The organism is Craterilacuibacter sinensis (assembly GCF_009831765.1).
In the GTDB taxonomy this organism is placed as follows: domain Bacteria; phylum Pseudomonadota; class Gammaproteobacteria; order Burkholderiales; family Chromobacteriaceae; genus Craterilacuibacter; species Craterilacuibacter sinensis.
The window spans coordinates 172,099-187,874 of record NZ_WSSB01000009.1 but is presented as its reverse complement, the minus strand read 5'-3'; the positions used below and the strand labels follow the sequence as shown (position 1 = coordinate 187,874).

Annotated in this window: 16 protein-coding genes; 10 read left to right on the top strand and 6 right to left on the bottom strand. The window is 58.3% G+C overall.

Going from position 1 to position 15,776, the window contains the following annotated elements; all coding sequences use genetic code 11:
- Positions 1-79 precede the first annotated feature (79 nt).
- Entirely contained in the window at positions 80-754 is a 675-nt protein-coding gene (locus tag GQF02_RS11255) for a 3'-5' exonuclease (RefSeq protein WP_220789442.1), read from the bottom strand.
- Positions 755-880: 126 nt separating this feature from the next.
- Between GQF02_RS11255 and GQF02_RS11250 the strand changes: the two genes are divergently transcribed.
- From GQF02_RS11250 to GQF02_RS11235, 4 genes are all read left to right on the top strand, one after another.
- Positions 881-1,021 (top strand): hypothetical protein, encoded by a 141-nt coding sequence (locus GQF02_RS11250; RefSeq protein WP_160797213.1) that lies wholly within the window; start codon positions 881-883, stop codon positions 1,019-1,021.
- A gap of 88 nt (positions 1,022-1,109) precedes the next feature.
- Positions 1,110-2,108: a GTP 3',8-cyclase MoaA gene (gene moaA, locus GQF02_RS11245; protein ID WP_235930159.1), complete on the top strand. Its 999-nt coding sequence runs from the start codon at positions 1,110-1,112 to the stop codon at positions 2,106-2,108.
- 243 nt (positions 2,109-2,351) lie between these two features.
- Positions 2,352-4,292, top strand: coding sequence for a type IV pili methyl-accepting chemotaxis transducer N-terminal domain-containing protein (locus GQF02_RS11240; protein WP_160797211.1), 1,941 nt, complete (start codon positions 2,352-2,354; stop codon positions 4,290-4,292).
- Positions 4,293-4,314: 22 nt separating this feature from the next.
- Entirely contained in the window at positions 4,315-4,968 is a 654-nt protein-coding gene (locus GQF02_RS11235) for a response regulator (protein WP_160797209.1), read from the top strand.
- A gap of 60 nt (positions 4,969-5,028) precedes the next feature.
- Here GQF02_RS11235 and GQF02_RS11230 read toward each other — a convergent pair whose 3' ends face one another.
- A complete protein-coding gene (locus GQF02_RS11230) occupies positions 5,029-5,340 on the bottom strand; it encodes a high-potential iron-sulfur protein (protein ID WP_160797207.1) in 312 nt (103 codons plus the stop codon).
- Positions 5,341-5,587: 247 nt separating this feature from the next.
- Here GQF02_RS11230 and crcB point away from each other — a divergent pair, with 247 nt between their 5' ends.
- On the top strand, positions 5,588-5,971 hold the full coding sequence (gene crcB, locus GQF02_RS11225; RefSeq protein WP_124733860.1) for a fluoride efflux transporter CrcB: 384 nt from the start codon (positions 5,588-5,590) through the stop codon (positions 5,969-5,971).
- Here crcB and GQF02_RS11220 read toward each other — a convergent pair.
- Positions 5,948-6,868, bottom strand: coding sequence for a LysR substrate-binding domain-containing protein (locus tag GQF02_RS11220; protein ID WP_160797205.1), 921 nt, complete (start codon positions 6,866-6,868; stop codon positions 5,948-5,950). The two genes, crcB and GQF02_RS11220, sit on opposite strands and share 24 nt — an antisense overlap.
- A 124-nt stretch (positions 6,869-6,992) precedes the next feature.
- Here GQF02_RS11220 and GQF02_RS11215 point away from each other — a divergent pair, with 124 nt between their 5' ends.
- Both GQF02_RS11215 and GQF02_RS11210 read left to right on the top strand, forming a co-directional pair.
- Positions 6,993-7,964, top strand: a complete 972-nt coding sequence (locus tag GQF02_RS11215) for a DMT family transporter (RefSeq protein WP_235930158.1) — start codon at positions 6,993-6,995, stop codon at positions 7,962-7,964.
- Between the two features lie 83 nt (positions 7,965-8,047).
- On the top strand, positions 8,048-10,405 hold the full coding sequence (locus GQF02_RS11210; protein WP_160797201.1) for a heavy metal translocating P-type ATPase: 2,358 nt from the start codon (positions 8,048-8,050) through the stop codon (positions 10,403-10,405).
- 68 nt (positions 10,406-10,473) lie between these two features.
- Here the strand turns inward: GQF02_RS11210 and rsgA are convergent, their stop codons facing one another.
- Genes rsgA through GQF02_RS11195 form a run of 3 tightly spaced genes read right to left on the bottom strand, consistent with a single transcriptional unit; the run spans position 10,474 to position 12,904 of the window.
- The gene (gene rsgA / locus GQF02_RS11205; RefSeq protein WP_124733864.1) at positions 10,474-11,337 is read right to left on the bottom strand and encodes a ribosome small subunit-dependent GTPase A; all 864 of its coding nucleotides are present in this window, start codon (positions 11,335-11,337) and stop codon (positions 10,474-10,476) included.
- Positions 11,334-11,657 (bottom strand): 4a-hydroxytetrahydrobiopterin dehydratase, encoded by a 324-nt coding sequence (locus GQF02_RS11200; RefSeq protein WP_160797199.1) that lies wholly within the window; start codon positions 11,655-11,657, stop codon positions 11,334-11,336. The genes rsgA and GQF02_RS11200 overlap by 4 nt, the downstream gene beginning before the upstream one ends.
- Positions 11,654-12,904, bottom strand: coding sequence for a M48 family metallopeptidase (locus tag GQF02_RS11195; protein ID WP_160797197.1), 1,251 nt, complete (start codon positions 12,902-12,904; stop codon positions 11,654-11,656). The genes GQF02_RS11200 and GQF02_RS11195 overlap by 4 nt, the downstream gene beginning before the upstream one ends.
- Positions 12,905-12,973: 69 nt before the next feature.
- Between GQF02_RS11195 and orn the strand changes: the two genes are divergently transcribed.
- The 3 genes from orn to GQF02_RS11180 all read left to right on the top strand — a co-directional run bounded on the left by orn (position 12,974) and on the right by GQF02_RS11180 (position 15,720).
- Positions 12,974-13,519, top strand: coding sequence for an oligoribonuclease (gene orn, locus GQF02_RS11190; protein ID WP_160797195.1), 546 nt, complete (start codon positions 12,974-12,976; stop codon positions 13,517-13,519).
- A 67-nt stretch (positions 13,520-13,586) separates the two neighbouring features.
- The gene (gene pgi / locus GQF02_RS11185) at positions 13,587-15,236 is read left to right on the top strand and encodes a glucose-6-phosphate isomerase (protein WP_160797193.1); all 1,650 of its coding nucleotides are present in this window, start codon (positions 13,587-13,589) and stop codon (positions 15,234-15,236) included.
- Positions 15,226-15,720 (top strand): CinA family protein, encoded by a 495-nt coding sequence (locus GQF02_RS11180; protein ID WP_160797191.1) that lies wholly within the window; start codon positions 15,226-15,228, stop codon positions 15,718-15,720. Before pgi ends, GQF02_RS11180 begins: the two co-directional genes overlap by 11 nt.
- Positions 15,721-15,776: the final 56 nt, after the last annotated feature.

The window sequence follows — 15,776 nt, the reverse complement described above, 5'->3', positions numbered from 1 at the left end:
TAAGCCTGTCCGGCAACAGATGTAAACAAAAGCCCGTCGCATTGCGACGGGCTTTTGATTTGAAGAAAGGGCGGAGCCTTTACACTGGTGCGTGCACCAGCCCTGCATCCAGCAAGGCCTGATGCACGCAAATGGCGGCATAGGCATCGTTGGCTGCATACAGCAACTGGCGTTCGGCCAGCTCTTTGCTGGCCCAGTTGGAGGTGCTGATATGCTTGGATTTGGCCAGTTTCTGGCCAAACAGCATGGCGATGGCGGTTTTGGCGCCGATTTGCTGGCGATAGCCCTGGGCGCGAAAGCTGCGGTCCAGATCGATGATGTGTTGCGGAACGATGCCAAAGCGGCTGCCCAGATGTCCCAAATCACTTTTCAGCCCGAAGCCGACCTTGGCGATATGCGGTGACTGCAATAGTTCGAACGCGGCCGGCAGACTGTCATGGTAATGGCTTTGAAACAGCCAGGCCCGGTCAAGACTGGAAAACTGCAAGACATGCGGTCCTTCCGAGTTTTGCCCCTTGTGGAAGGTGGGCCGCGATTCGGTATCAAAGCCCAGCGCCTGATGTTGCTGCATTTCCTGCAAGGCGGCTTCAGCGCTATCGCGACAGCGCACCACCGTGATGTGGTCCAGTGTCAGCCCGGCAAAAGGTGGCAAGGTGGCGATATGGGTTTTGTCCGGCGGGGTCAGGGGCAAAGGCGAAGGCATGGTGTTCCAGTTTTTTGGTCTGGCGCCATTGTCCAGCATTGTGCGCGCCATGGCTATGCTGGAACCAGGCCGAAATGGCCAGATACTGCGCTCATCGCTACCATGCCAGGGCGGCTGGGCTGTCGGCCCGGATGCCACTGCCGGTCAAGGGCCGCCTGTTTATGGGGGGTGCTGTTTGTGGTCTTTCCGCTCGCGTGTTATGTGTTGTCGGCGGCTGCGCGTGATGCGGTCACCCTGCCGGATTTGCAGCTATTGGCGGGACAAGGCCGGATCAGCGGGATGACGCTTGCCGCTACCGACTCGCTGCTGGTGCAGTAAGCGCTGCTCTGCTGATTAGTTTGTCGTGCCTATGGCATGTTTCTCGCTAGGGTGGCACAGTGCGCGGCATACTTGCTTGGGGTTTGTCATGGTAATGCCTGGAAAAAATACGGCGCTGATCGACGGTTTTGGCCGTCGCATCGACTATTTGCGCGTTTCGGTGACCGATCGTTGCGATCTGCGCTGTACTTACTGCTTGCCCAAGGGCTTTAAAGGCTTCGAGGAGCCGGCGCACTGGCTCTCGCATGAGGAGATGGCTCGCCTGATCGGCCTGTTTGTCGGTCTTGGCGTATCCAAAGTGCGCCTGACCGGCGGGGAGCCCTTGTTGCGGCGGAATCTGACGGATTTGGCTGCGCGCATCACCGCCTTGCCGGGGCTGCGTGACCTGTCTTTGTCTACCAATGCAACCCAGCTTGCTCGTCATGCACATGCGCTGAAGGAGGCCGGCGTTAAGCGGCTCAATGTCAGTCTGGATACGCTGGATGCGGCACGTTTTGCCGAGATTACCGGGCGCGATTGCCTGCCCCAGGTGCTGGAAGGGCTGCTGGCGGCACGTGCTGCCGGCTTTGCGCCTGTCAAACTCAATGCCGTGGTGCAAGCCGGGGTCAATGAGGCCGATATTTCGCGGTTGCTGGTTTTTGCTTTGGAACACAGTTTTGTGCTCAGGCTGATCGAGACCATGCCCATAGGCGACACCGGACGCCAGGCGGCTTATATCGATGTGACGACCTTAGGTGAGCGTATCGCGCAACAATACCGGCTGATTCCCCAGGTGTTGGGGCAGGGGTCCGGGCCGGCCCGTTACTGGACCAGTGCCGATGGCGGCATGAGTTTCGGCGTGATTACGCCTATGTCGCGCCATTTTTGCGCGGCCTGCAACCGGGTGCGCCTCGGTGTAGACGGTACGCTTTATCTGTGTCTGGGGCAGAACGATAGCGTGGCACTGGGCAGCCTGCTGCGGGAGGGCGCGAGCGATGATGAATTATTGGCCGCCATCCATGCGGCGATCGCTGCCAAACCGGAGCGCCATCATTTCAACGAGACGCCGGATAAAATCGTGCGTTTTATGTCGCAAACCGGTGGCTAAAACGGTTTTGAGTACGATATCGAACGCTTTGTCGATGGCTTTCCCCGTGTCCGGTAACCGTATTTCGACGGCAGTCCGGACTTTTTCAAAGTTTGAAGCAGGGGCAGCATCGCGCCCGGATGCGTTTTTGGCGCTGGTTTATCAGCCTGATGCAAGCTGTGAACTTGCCGACGGTGCCTGCCTTGCTGCATGATGCGCACACTTTGAATGCATGATGTTGCTTTACCCTCCCATTTGCGTGCCATGACTACACCAGACCCTGGCTTTACCGCCTCGCCTCCTGCACTGTCTCAGCGCCTGTCTACCCGCATCGTTGCCAGTGCCATCGCCGCGCTATTGCTGATCATGGCGATGATTTTGGGCACTTTGTGGCTGTCCTGGCAGCTCGAAGGTGCGGCGGCAGCGATCAATGACGCCGGTAGCCTGCGCATGCGGGCAACCAAAGTAGCGGTGGAGTTGCAAAAGCCTGCGCCAAATCTCACTGTTCATCAGTCAAGGGTGAACGCCGAGCTTGCGCTGCAAGATCTGACCCTGGCGCAACTGGTGTCGGGCAATCCGGCGCGCCCCTTGTTCCTGCCATCAGAGAGCCTTGTGCAAGAGCAGATGGCCCAGGTGGTGCACTATTGGCAAACAGTGCTCAAGCCAGCGGCGGCCACTTCGCTACAGACGGGCAGCAGCCAGCCGTATTTGCAGGCTCTGCCCGAGTTCATTCGCCACGCCAATCAATTGGTGTTGCTGGTCGAGCAGAACAACGAGCGCCAAAACGACTGGTTGCGCCTGTCGCAAGGCGTGCTGGCTCTGGTGGCGTGCGCCGGTACGCTGGCGATGATTTACCTGCTGTATTTGTGGATCATCTTGCCGGTACTGCGTTTGCAGCAGGGTTTGCAAAAAATGGCCCGCCACGAGTTCGGCGTACGTTTGCCGATTGAAAGCCGCGACGAGCTGGGCATACTGGCGGGTGGCTTCAACCAGATGGCCGATGAGCTGGAAGGCTTGTATCGTGATCTTGAAGCCAGGGTGCAGGACAAAACGGCACAACTGGCGGCGCAAAACCGCGAGTTGTCCGCCTTGTATGAAATCGAGGCGTTCCTCAATCAGCCCGGCGATATCGAGACTTTGTGCCGCGGTTTTTTGCAGCGGGTCATGCCGCTTTTAGATGCCGAAGGCGGCAGCCTGCGCGTACTGGATGGTCACAGCGGCAAGTTGCACCTGACGGTGTCGGAAGGGCTGGCCGATGCCTTGGCGGCTGAGGAAAATTGTACCCGGCTACACGACTGCTTGTGTGGCGAGGCCAGCCAGAGCGGGATGGTGCTGGTGCATGATTTTCGCCAGCGTCCGCGAGCAGAGGGCTATCGCTGCAGCAAGGAAGGCTTTGCTGCGCTGGCCGCGTTTCAGATCATCGCGCCTGATCAGGTTTTGGGTACGTTTGCTTTGCATTTTCATGCGCCGCGCGACATCGGCTCGGCCGATAGCCAGTTGCTGCGCACCTTGGGCCAGCGGCTGGGTGTTGCATTGCTCAACCGGCGCCTGAGTGCAAAGGCGCGCCAGCTGGCTGTGGTGGAGGAGCGCTCGCTGGTGGCACAAGGCTTGCACGACAGTATTGCCCAGGGTCTGAATTTCCTGAATCTGCAGGTGCAGATGCTGGATTTGGCAGCCAAGGCCGATGATATGGCGGAAGTGCGTGAAATTGTGCCGCTATTGAAGACCGGCGTGGAAGAGAGCTATCAGGATGTGCGCGAGCTGTTGCTGAATTTCCGCAGCAAGCTGGGGCCGGGCGAGCTGATGAGCGGCATTGAAGACACCGTTGCGCGTTTTCGCCGCCAATGTGATGCCGAGGTTGTGCTGGATGTGCAGGAGCAAGGTGGTGCACCCTTGCCGCCCGAGCAGCAGTTGCAGGTGCTGTTTATCCTGCAGGAGGCTTTATCCAATGTGCGCAAGCACGCTTGTGCGAGCAAAGTTGAAATCATGATGCGAAATGGGGCGGACTTTGTGTTGCAGCTTACTGACAATGGCGACGGTTATGATCCGGCAGAGGTGGTTTCCCGCGCTGAAGGGCATATTGGCCTGCATATTATGCAGGAGAGGGCTCGTCGTCTTAACGCAAGCCTGACACTGAGTTCGGTGCAGGGTGAGGGCTGCAGCTTGCTGCTGAAGCTATCACAGGCGGTGCGCCAAGCCGCTTGAAAACAAATTAAAGAGTCCAAAGATGACTATCCGCATATTGCTGATCGATGATCACACCCTGTTCCGTTCGGGCATACGCCTGCTATTGCAAAGGCAAGACGACTTTGACGTCGTGGGCGAGGCGGCAGACGGGGTCGAGGGCATTAAACGCGCCAAGACCTTGCGCCCGGATGTGATCTTGCTGGATTTGAATATGCCGGGCTTGTCCGGGCTGGATACCTTGCAGCTGCTGGTGCAGGATTTGCCCGAGGTGGCGATCCTGATCCTGACCGTGTCGGAAGAGGCGGATGAGCTGGCGCAGGCTTTGCGCGATGGTGCGCGCGGTTACCTGCTGAAGAATATCGAGGCAGACACCTTAAGTGCGGCCATTCGTGATGCGGCAGCGGGCAAGTCGGTGATTGCCGCCGATATGACGGCCAAGCTGGTGGCGCAGTTCCGTACCCAGCCACGTGTCACGCCGGTGCCGGCTGTACCTGCCGAACATGACAAGCTGACCCCGCGTGAGCGCGAAATCGTGCAATGTCTGGTGCGGGGTGAAAGCAACAAGGAAATCGCCCGCCATCTGGATGTGGCCGAGAGCACGGTGAAGATACATGTGCAGAACGTGCTGAAAAAACTGGGGCTGTCCAGCCGGGTGCAGGTGGCGGTATACGGCGTAGAGCACGGGCTGGGTTGAGGAGAGTACACGTAAAAAAACGGACCGCTAAGGTCCGTTTTTTTACGTGCGTGACGCGTGTCAGGCCTTCTTGACCCAGGCGCTGCACCAGCCCTTGTTGGCAACCAGCTTGCCACCGAAAATGGCGCAAGGTGCAGTGGCTGCAGTGGCGGCGCCCTGAAATAGCTGGCAATTGCCGCAGTGCTGGTCAGCGGCGTGCTTGGGGAACTTGGCCTTGTCGACTTTGGCGGTATTTGCCTTGTAGCCCAGTGCGATAGCTTGCGGGTCGGTTTCTACAACGGCAGCAGGCGCGGCCATGGCCTTGCCGCCAAGTACGGCAAGGGCACCGGCAGCTGGGATCACTTTAAGCAGGAAAGTTCTACGGCTGGTCATTTCTTCACTCCTTTGGGTTTGTCTTGTTGCATCTACTTTATCCGGATGCATTGTTTATAATCTTACATTATGCCGATAGTATTTTTGGCAATTTACCCGACATATTTTTGCGCCTATTTGACATTTATCAAGCTTGACCTGCTTTGTATGCTTTTATTTGATCAGGTCTGTGTGAGGTTTGGCCTTTTATCTTTCCACGTGCTTCGCGCATGAATAAACTTATACGCTTTGCTAGTCAGAGCAATTCATGAAACAAGTTATAGCTATTTGCTGCGGCGCCAGTCTGGGCGCCTTGTCACGCTGGGGGTTGAGCGAATTGAACCGCCACTTTCCACTGCTGCCACCGGGTACACTGATCGCCAATTTGCTGGGGGGCTACCTGATCGGCCTGGCGATTGCCTATTTTGCCCATGCTGATATTGCCCCGCACTGGCGCTTGTTTGTCGTGACCGGATTTTTGGGGGCGCTGACCACATTCTCGACTTTTTCGGTCGAGGTCACATCCTTGTTGCAGCAGGGGCGACCATTGTGGGCGTTGTTTGCCGTTAGCAGTCATGTATTGGGCTCGCTATTCATGACCGCGCTGGGTATGGCTAGCTGGAATGTCCTACACAAGGCCGGTTTGTTTTGATCGGTTTGATGTCTTGCCCTCAAGCAGGGCTTTCACCAGTTTTTGGCCGTGTGCGGGTAGCTCTTGCCAGTCCGTGAAGCAGATTTTCAGCTCCCGCTCTGCCCAGTGATCTTCCAGCCGGATAATGCGCAGTCCGTACAGCACGGCCAGTTGTTGTGCGCTTTTGGCAGGGAGTATGCCCAAGCCGCAGCCTTGTCCTACCATATTGGCCAGAGTCTGGAAGTTGGGCATGCGAACGCGTATACGCAGCGTACTGCCCTTGAGTCTGGCCATGTCCTGCAAAAAGCGCTGCATGGCGCTGCTTTCGGATAAACCGACAAACGGCTGGTCCAGTGCCTCGGCAAACTTCAGGCTGGTCCTGCCCGCCAAGGCGTGCGAAGCGGCACAAACCAGTACCAGCCGGTCGCGGGCAAATGGCAGTGTGCTTAGCTGGTTAATGCCCATGCTGCCGTCCAGAATGCCGATATCGATCGAACCTTGTTCAAGCTGGCCGATGATTTCATGGCTGGGTGCCTCGCTTAGCAGTAAGTCTATCTCTGGCTCATGCGCGAGCACATCGCCCAGCCTTTCCGGCAGGAAAACATGGCACGCCATGGTGTTGCCGCAGATGCGTAGTGCGCGGCATTTGCCTTGCCCCAGTTCGACCAGTTCATCCTCCAGCTTGTCCGTCGCTTGTATCAGTTTGCGCGCATGCGCCAGCAGCAGTTCGCCCGCTGCACTCAGCGTGATGCCGCGCGAGTGCCGCTCAACCAGTGTCAGCCCATAGAGCGTTTCCAGTTTTTTCAGCCGTTGGCTCGCAGCCGATAGCGCCATGGGGAAGCGCAAGGCGGTCGTGCTCAGGCTGCCGCTTTCAGCCAGTAGCAGGAAAAAGCGCAGGTCTACCAAATCCAATCGCATTGATACCCTTCTGTTTTAATGAAAGCTTGCTATGGCAATGACAGAGGCCGGTTCAGCGCTTGTTGCGCATAATGACGGCTTCAAAGCAAGCATATTCATATATTTCATGAACGGGTTCAAGGTAATGATGGATCAAACTGCCTTCGCAAAAAACAAAGGCTTACTGCTGGCAGTTTTATCCGCCGCCGGATTTTCAGCCAAGGCTATTTTCGTCAAACTGGGTTTTGGTTATCACGCCAGTGCTGAAGCTTTACTGATGCTGCGCATGCTGTTTGCGCTGCCTTTTTTTATCATCATGGCCTGGGTGTGTATCCGCCAAGGCGCACTCAGGCGCATGGGGCGACAGGAGACGGTGGCGGTGATTATTTTGGGACTGTGCGGCTATTATCTTGCCAGTTTGTTTGACTTCATCGGCTTGCAGTATATTTCGTCCGGACTTGAACGCTTGTTGTTGTTTCTTTACCCCACCGTGGTGCTGCTCATTTCGGTCTTGTTCCTGGGTAAGCGTTATCCGCAGCGTGTCTGGCTGGCTGTATTGCTCGCCTACGCCGGTGCGGCACTGGCTTTGCAGCATGATCTGGCCGCAGCAAAGGCAAACGAGCAGGTATGGACCGGTGTCGCGTGGGTTGGCGCCAGCATGTTAGTCTATGCAGTGTATGTTGCAGGTTCTGGCGAATGGCTTGCCCGCATCGGCGCAACGGCGTTTGCCGCCTTTGCCTCTCTTGTGGCCTGTATTGCGGTAATGCTGCATTTCGGTTTGACCAGTGCCTGGTCGTCGCTGATTTTGCCACCTCAGGTCTATATCATCGCGCTGGCTATGGCACTGTTCAGCACCGTGTTTCCAGTCTGGGCATTGAGTCAGGCTATACGGCTGCTGGGCGCCGGGCGTGCTGCTTCGGTCAGTACATTGGGGCCGGTGCTGACGCTGTTTATGGGGTGGAGCATACTGGGCGAAAGCTTGTCTGGCCTGCAGTTGGCGGGTGCTGCGCTGACGATAGGCGGCGTGGTCCTGATTGCCAGAAGCGGACAGCCAGGTGAAAAAACGACAGGTCATTGCACAGCAAGGCTGGGCGCCAGACAATCTGAGTGTGCATGAGTGCGCCGGTGTCGTATTAAATACTTAGTGAAGTCTGAATCATGCCCACCCATGCGGTGGGCCTTATTTTTTGGAGTGTCGTCATGCGTACCGTAACCCTGACCTTGCCCATAGACGGCATGAGCTGTGCAGCTTGCGCTACGCGGATAGAAAAAGTGCTGGGGCGGCTGGACGGGGTGGAGGCCAGCGTCAGCTTTGCCAGCGAAAGCGTGCAGCTTAATCTGGACACCGACAAGCAAACCTTGCTGGCAGTCACGCAAGCCATTGCCAAGGCTGGCTTTAGCGTGCCGCAGGCGTCGATTACGCTGACGCTGGAGGGCATGAGCTGCGCGTCTTGTGCCACGCGCATCGAAAAGGTACTGAATCGCCTGCCCGGGGTGGAGGCGGTAGTCAATTTTGCCAGTGAAACGGTGCAAGTGCATTTTCCCGAGGGTACACAAAGTGCCGCTGCCCTGATCGCGGCCATTCAAAAAGCCGGCTATGGCGCACGCGCGCGGACTGATGAAACTGATGGCGATGCTGCCAAAGTTCGTCATGCGGCCGCTTACCGGCATGAGCTGAACATTTTCCTCTTGTCCTTGCTGCTGACCTTGCCCTTCTTGCTGGACATGCTGGCCATGCTTGCCGGCGGGCATCATGGCTGGCTGCCACGGTCTTTGCAGCTTGTCCTGGCAACGCCGGTACAGTTTTATGTGGGCTGGCGCTTTTACAAGGGGGCATATAGTGCATTGCGCGGTGGCGGCGCCAATATGGATGTACTGGTGGCGCTGGGTACCAGCATGGCATGGGGTTTTTCTGCCTGGGTCACGCTGGCCGGCCAGCACCATCTGCATGTGTATTTCGAGGCCAGTGCGGCCGTGATTACGCTGGTACTGCTGGGTAAATTGATGGAGGCGCGGGCCAAGGGCAAGACCAGCGGCGCGATCGAGGCGCTGATCCGTCTGGCACCCAAACAGGCCAGGGTCGAGCGCGATGGCGGTTTTGCCGACGTCGCCGTAAGCGAGCTGGTAGCCGGCGATATCGTGGTGGTGCGTAATGGTGAAAACGTGCCGGTAGACGGGGTCATCCTGTCCGGACAAGCCAGTTTTGACGAAAGCCTGCTTACCGGTGAAAGCCTGCCGCTGGTCAAGGCTGAGGGTGCGCAAGTGTTTGCAGGCAGCAAGAGCCAGGACGGTATGGTCAGAATACGCGCCACCGGCGTAGGGGGGCGCACCCAGCTGGCGCAGATCGTCAAGCTGGTGCGCGAGGCACAAGGCTCGAAAGCGCCGATACAGCGTCTGGCCGATGTGATTTCCGGCGTGTTTGTGCCGGTCGTGGTGGCGATTGCTGTCGTGACCTTTGCCGCCACCGGCTGGTTGACGGGCAGTTGGACGCAGGCGCTGGTGCATGCGGTGGCGGTATTGGTGATTGCCTGCCCGTGTGCGCTGGGTCTGGCTACGCCAACGGCGGTGATGGTGGGTATAGGCAACGGGGCGCGGCGCGGCATCCTGTTTCGCAATGCAGCGGCGCTGGAAACCGCCGGCCGGCTGAGTCTTGTGGTGCTGGATAAAACCGGCACGCTGACCGAAGGGCGGCCTGAACTGGTTGGCGTAATCGCGGGCTCGCGTAGCGAACACGAAGTCGTTGCACTGGCCGCCGCAGTCGAGGCCGGCTCCGAACACCCGCTGGCGCGCGCACTATTGGCGGCGGCGCAAGCGCGCAGTCTGAGCCTGCCTGCCAGTCACGGTTTTTTAGCCTTGCCCGGCCAAGGGGTGCTGGCCGAGGTTGAAGGGGTAGGGCAAGTCAAGGTCGGGGAGCCCGCATGGATAGGGGTTGCACTGCCCGAGGCAGCGCAAGCCTGGACGCGGCAGGGCTGTACGGTGGTGGCGGTGGCCATCGCTGGCGAACTGGCGGGGTTGATGGCAATTGCCGACAAGCTTAAGCCGTCTTCGCGCGCGGCGGTGGCCGGTTTGCAGGCGCTGGGAATCCGGGTGGTGATGCTCACCGGGGACAATCAGGATACGGCTGCCGCCATTGCCAGGGAGGCCGGTATCCGCGAATTCAAGGGCGAGGTCAAGCCCAAGAATAAGGCCGCCGAGATCGAGGCATATAAAAAGACCGGCCTCAAGGTCGGCATGGTGGGGGATGGGGTGAATGATGCGCCGGCGTTGGCCGTCGCCGATGCAAGTTTCGCCATGGGCGCCGGCTCGGATGTGGCGATAGAAGCAGCCGATGTGACATTGATGCATGGTGATCTGCTGCACCTGCTGGACGCCATCCGCCTGTCGCGCGCCACGCTGGCCAAGATCCGCCAGAACCTGTTTTTTGCCTTTATCTACAACACGCTGGGTATTCCGTTGGCGGCATTCGGCTTGTTGAATCCGGTCATTGCCGGTGCGGCCATGGCACTGAGTTCGGTGTCCGTCGTCAGTAACTCCCTGCTGCTCAAACGCTGGAAATAAGGTTTGACCTCAGCGGCACAAAACAGACGGGCTTCATGGTTCATGAAGCCCGTTTTGCATGACGATTTTTAATCCAGCTTGCCGCTGATCAGACGCTGGAACAATTCCAGCCGGTGCGGGGCAATATCACCGCGCGCGGCGGCGGCCTTGATCGCGCAGTCCGGCTCGTTGCGGTGCGAGCAATTGTGAAAACGGCACTGGCCGATGAGCGGCCGCATTTCGGGGAAGTAGTAAATGAAATCGGTCGCGGCAATATGGGCCAGGCCAAAGGCCTGCAAGCCGGGCGAGTCGATCAGCTGGCTGTTTTCATCCAGATGGTAGAGCGCGGCATGGGTCGTAGTGTGGCGGCCGGTATCCAGCGCGGTGGAAATGTCGCCCACGCGTGCATTGACATGTGGCAGCAAGGCATTGGTCAGCGTCGACTTGCCCATGCCGGACTGGCCAACGAGTACCGAGGTGTGCCCCGCAAGAAACGGGCGGATGGCGTCGGCATTTTCCAGTGCGGACAGTACCACCACCTGATAGCCCAGTTGCTGATACAGCTCGAGCTTTTTCAGCCATGCTGCCGTTTCCGGCAAATCGCTTTTATTGACGATAATCACCGGGTCGATATCGGCGGCTTCGGCGGCAATCAGGCAGCGCCCAAGCAGCTCCTCGCTGGGCGAGGGTACGGCAGCCGATACAAACAGGATGCGCGTCACATTGGCGGCGATCACCTTGGTTTTCCAGTCGTCCTGACGGTAGAGCAGGCTGCGCCGCTCCTGCGTGCCCTCGATGACCGCCTGCTCTTTATTCTGTATGGTGATGTCGACCCAGTCGCCACAGGCATAGTCGACCCGTTTGGCGCGGGTCGTGGCATCGTATTCGGTGTCGCCACACTCGACGATAAAACGGCGGCCGTAACTGCGGATAATCTGCCCGGTCGCCTTCATGCTTGTGCGCCTGCGAGCGCACTGCATTTGGCGGCGCAGATGACATCATTCAGTGTGATGCCGTTTGCGTCATGGGTGGAGAAGCGCACGACAACACGGTTGAAATGCACGGATAAATCCGGATGGTGGTTTTCCTTATGGGCAATAAAGGCCAGCGCATTTACAAAGGCCATGGTGCGGTAGTAGTCGGCAAAGTGCCAGCTACGCACCAACGCGCCGTCCAGCAACTGCCAGCCGGGCAAATCCTGCAGATGGATCAGCAAATCGTTGGCATCCAGCGCGATATATGTCTCGCTGCAAGAGAGGTCGGTCAATTTCATGCGGGTAATCCTTTGAGATGGGCGATACGCAGCGTCGCCGGCGGGTGCGAGTCGTAAAAAGCCGAATAAAGCGGGTCTGGCGTCAGCGTGGACGCATTGTCGCGGTAGAGTTTGACCAGTGCCGTGATCAGGTCGCTGGCCGCCGTTTCACTGGCGGCAAACGCATCCGCCTCGTATTCATGCTTGCGCGACAGCAGGCTGGACAAGGGCGTCAGCGGAAAGGTGAAGAGCGGCATGACCATGAAAAAAAGCACAAGGGCAATGGCATAGCTCTGGCTGGATAGGCCCAGGCCCTGATAGAACCAGAGATTAGTCAAGCATTGGCCCAGTACAAACAAAAAGACCAGCGCCAGCGCAAAGGTCGTCGCCATGCGTTTGGCGACATGTCTTTTCTTGAAGTGCCCCAGTTCGTGCGCCAGTACCGCTTCGACTTCGGCATGGCTTAGCGTGCCCAGCAGGGTGTCGAAAAATACGATGCGCTTGGCTGCACCAAAACCGGTGAAATAGGCATTGCCATGACTGGAGCGGCGTGAGCCATCCATCACGAAAATGCCCTGGCTTTTAAAACCGGTGCGGGTGAGCAGTTTGTCGATGCGCGCAGCCAATACCTTGTCGTCAAGTGGCTGGAAGCGGTTGAAAAGCGGGGCAATCAAGGTCGGGTAAACCAGTAGCAAAAGCAGGCTGAAGCCGGCCCAGGCCAGCCACACCCATAGCCACCACAGCGTACCGGCACCTTGCATCAGCCACAGCACCAGCGCTAATAGCGGCAAGCCCAGCAGCACCGACAGCAAGGTACTACGCAGCAGGTCGGTGATAAAGAGACGCGGTGTGACCTTGTTAAAGCCGTAACGCGCCTCGATGCCGAAGGTCGAAATCAGGGTAAAGGGCAGGCCGGCAAGCGAGCTTGCCAGTGTGGTCAGTGCGACAAAAACAAGACCGCGGCCTAGCTCGTCCAGACCGGAAAGGGCACTTGCCTGCCATAAATACTGCAAACCGCCCCCCAACGTCAGTACCAGCAGGAGTGAGGCATCAAACAGGCTGGAGGCCATGGCTAGGCGCATTTTGGCGATGGTGTAGTCGGCCGCATGCTGGTAGGTCGATAGCGGGATGCTGGCGGCGAACTCGGCCGGAACCGCATTGCGGTGCGTGCGCACATGCGCTATCTGGCGCTGCGCCAGAAACAGGCGCAAACACAGGCTTAAAGCCAGCGCAAAAAGAAACAGGGTGTTAAAAAGGGGTGCGGTCATGGCGTGTGCCGTTTGCCGAACGGGCGGCAATCACGGAGAATAGGCAATCTTTATAGAAAGCTGGCAAGTATGGCACAAGATCCGAACAAGCTCATCTGGCTCGACATGGAAATGACCGGGCTGGAACCTGACTCCGACCGCATTATCGAAGTGGCGATGGTTGTGACCGATAGCCAGCTGAATGTGCTGGACCAGTCCGAAGTCTACGTGGTGCATCAGAGTGATGCGGTCATGAGCGGCATGGATGAATGGAATACCAAGACCCATGGCCGCACCGGCCTGACCGAGCGCGTGCGCGCATCCTCCTTGAGCGAGGCTGAAGTCGAGGCAGCGCTATTGGCCTTTATGCAACAGCATGTGGCAGAGCGTGTCACGCCGATGTGCGGCAACTCCATCGGCCAGGACCGTCGCTTTATGGCGCGCTGGATGCCCAAGCTGGAAGCCTATTTCCACTACCGCAATCTGGATGTCTCCACGCTGAAAGAACTGTGCAAGCGCTGGAAGCCCGATGTTTACAAGGGTGTAGTGAAAAAGGGCAAGCATGAGGCGCTGGCCGACATCATGGAATCCATTGAAGAACTGCGTTATTACCGCGAAAATTTCATTCGCGAATAGGCTTTTTGCATATCATAATCAAAGGGTGATGCGTCGCCCTTTTTTCATTTTTGGCTGAACCTGCCCCATGGCTGCTATCCGTTTCAACGACATCAATGCCTCGCAAGTGTGGGCCAAACTGCACCAGCACCAGCGCGCCACGCGCTATGTGGCCATGCGCGAACTGTTCGAGGCTGATCCGCAGCGTTTCGAACGCTTTTCGCTCAAGCTGGACGGCTTGCTGCTCGACTATTCGAAAAACCGCATTAGCGAGCGCACGCTGGAATTGCTGCTGGAGCTAGCCGATGTGGCCGATCTGTCCGGCTGGATGGCGCGCATGCGTGCCGGCGAGCGCATCAATGTCAGCGAAAACCGGGCGGTTCTGCATACCGCCTTGCGCCTGCCCAAGGATGCGGTACTTGAGGTGGAAGGCCGCAATATTGTGGCCGATGTACATGAAGAGCTTGCGCGTATCCGCGATTTTTCCCGGCGCGTGCGTTCAGGCTTGTGGCGCGGTCACGACGGGCGTGCGGTGACCGATGTGGTCAATCTTGGCATAGGCGGTTCGGATCTGGGGCCGCTATTGGCCACGGAAGCGCTGGCGCCCTATGCCCAGGGCGGGCCGAGGCTGCATTATGTCTCCAATGTCGACCCGGCCCATCTTGCGCGCACGCTGGCCAGGCTGGACCCTGCCACGACTTTGTTTATTATCGCTTCCAAATCGTTTACCACGCCGGAAACCTTGTTGAATGCGCAGGCGGCGCGGCGCTGGTTTGTCGAGCGCGTATCCGAAGCGGCCATAGACAAGCATTTTGTCGCGGTATCGACCAATGAAGCGGCCGTTGCCGGTTTCGGTATCGATGCGGCCAACCGTTTCGGCTTCTGGGACTGGGTAGGCGGGCGTTACTCGGTATGGTCCACCGTGGGGCTGTCGGTCATGCTGGCGGTAGGGCCCGAATGTTTTGACGAATTGCTCGCCGGTGCCCACGCCATGGACGAGCATTTCTTCAATGCGCCGTTTCAGGTCAATATGCCAGTGCTGCTGGCGCTGATTGGTATCTGGTACAACACCTTTTATGGCGCGCATACACACGCCATCATGCCCTACGATCATGGCTTGCGCCGCCTGCCGGCCCATATCCAGCAACTGGATATGGAGTCCAACGGTAAGCGCGTCGGCCGTTATGGCGAGCGCCTCGATTTCGATACCGGCCCGGTGATCTGGGGCGAGGAGGGCGTCAACAGCCAGCACGCCTTCTTTCAGTTGCTGCATCAGGGCACCCGGCTGGTGCCGTGCGATTTTATCGTGCCGATGCAGGGGCATTACGATGCAAGCCAGCATCAGGTGCTGGTGGCCAATGCCTTTGCCCAGACCGAGGCGCTGATGCGCGGCAAGACCGGCACCGAGGCCATGGCCGAACTGGCCGGCATGGATGGCGAAGTGCTGGACATGCTGGCACCACAAAAGACATTCCCCGGCAATCAGCCCAGCAATACGCTGGCGCTGGACAAGGTGACACCACACAGCCTGGGCATGCTGCTTGCTTTGTATGAACACAAGGTCTTTGTGCAGGGGGCGATCTGGGGGCTGAATTCCTTCGATCAGTGGGGGGTCGAGTATGGCAAGGCGCTGGCGCGTACCATTTTGCCCGAGCTTAATCCGGGCAAAAACGTGGGCGTGCATGACAGCTCGACTACAGGCCTGATTAGTCACTACCGGCAATTACATGAACACTGAAGCGCAGTGTCACCGCATAGGCGAGTATTTGCTGGCCAAGGGCCAGACGCTTGCAACGGCCGAGTCTTGTACCGGTGGCCTGATCGCCGCTGCGCTTACCGATATCGCCGGCAGCTCCGCCTGGTTTGGCTGGGGCATGGTCAGCTATGCCAATGCGGCAAAGGTCGGACTGTTAGGCGTTAAGCCGCAGACGCTGGATGACTATGGTGCAGTCAGCGAGGAGACCGTGCGCGAGATGGCGGCAGGCGCCTGTCGGGTGGCGGGGGCAGACTGGGCCATCGCGGTGTCCGGTATTGCCGGCCCCGGCGGCGGTTCGCCCGGCAAGCCGGTCGGTACAGTATGGTTGGCACTTGCCGGGCCTGAGGGGATCGAGGCCTTTGTGTGCCACTTTGCTGGCGACCGCGCTGCAGTGCGCCGGCAGACCGTAGAAGCAGCCTTAACTGTGCTTGATGCCCGGCTAAGTGCCGGGAAGGCTGTTTATTGACAGGTATCTTTCATAAGACATCTTGTAGTTGATGTGGGTATTTATTCCTTGTAGCC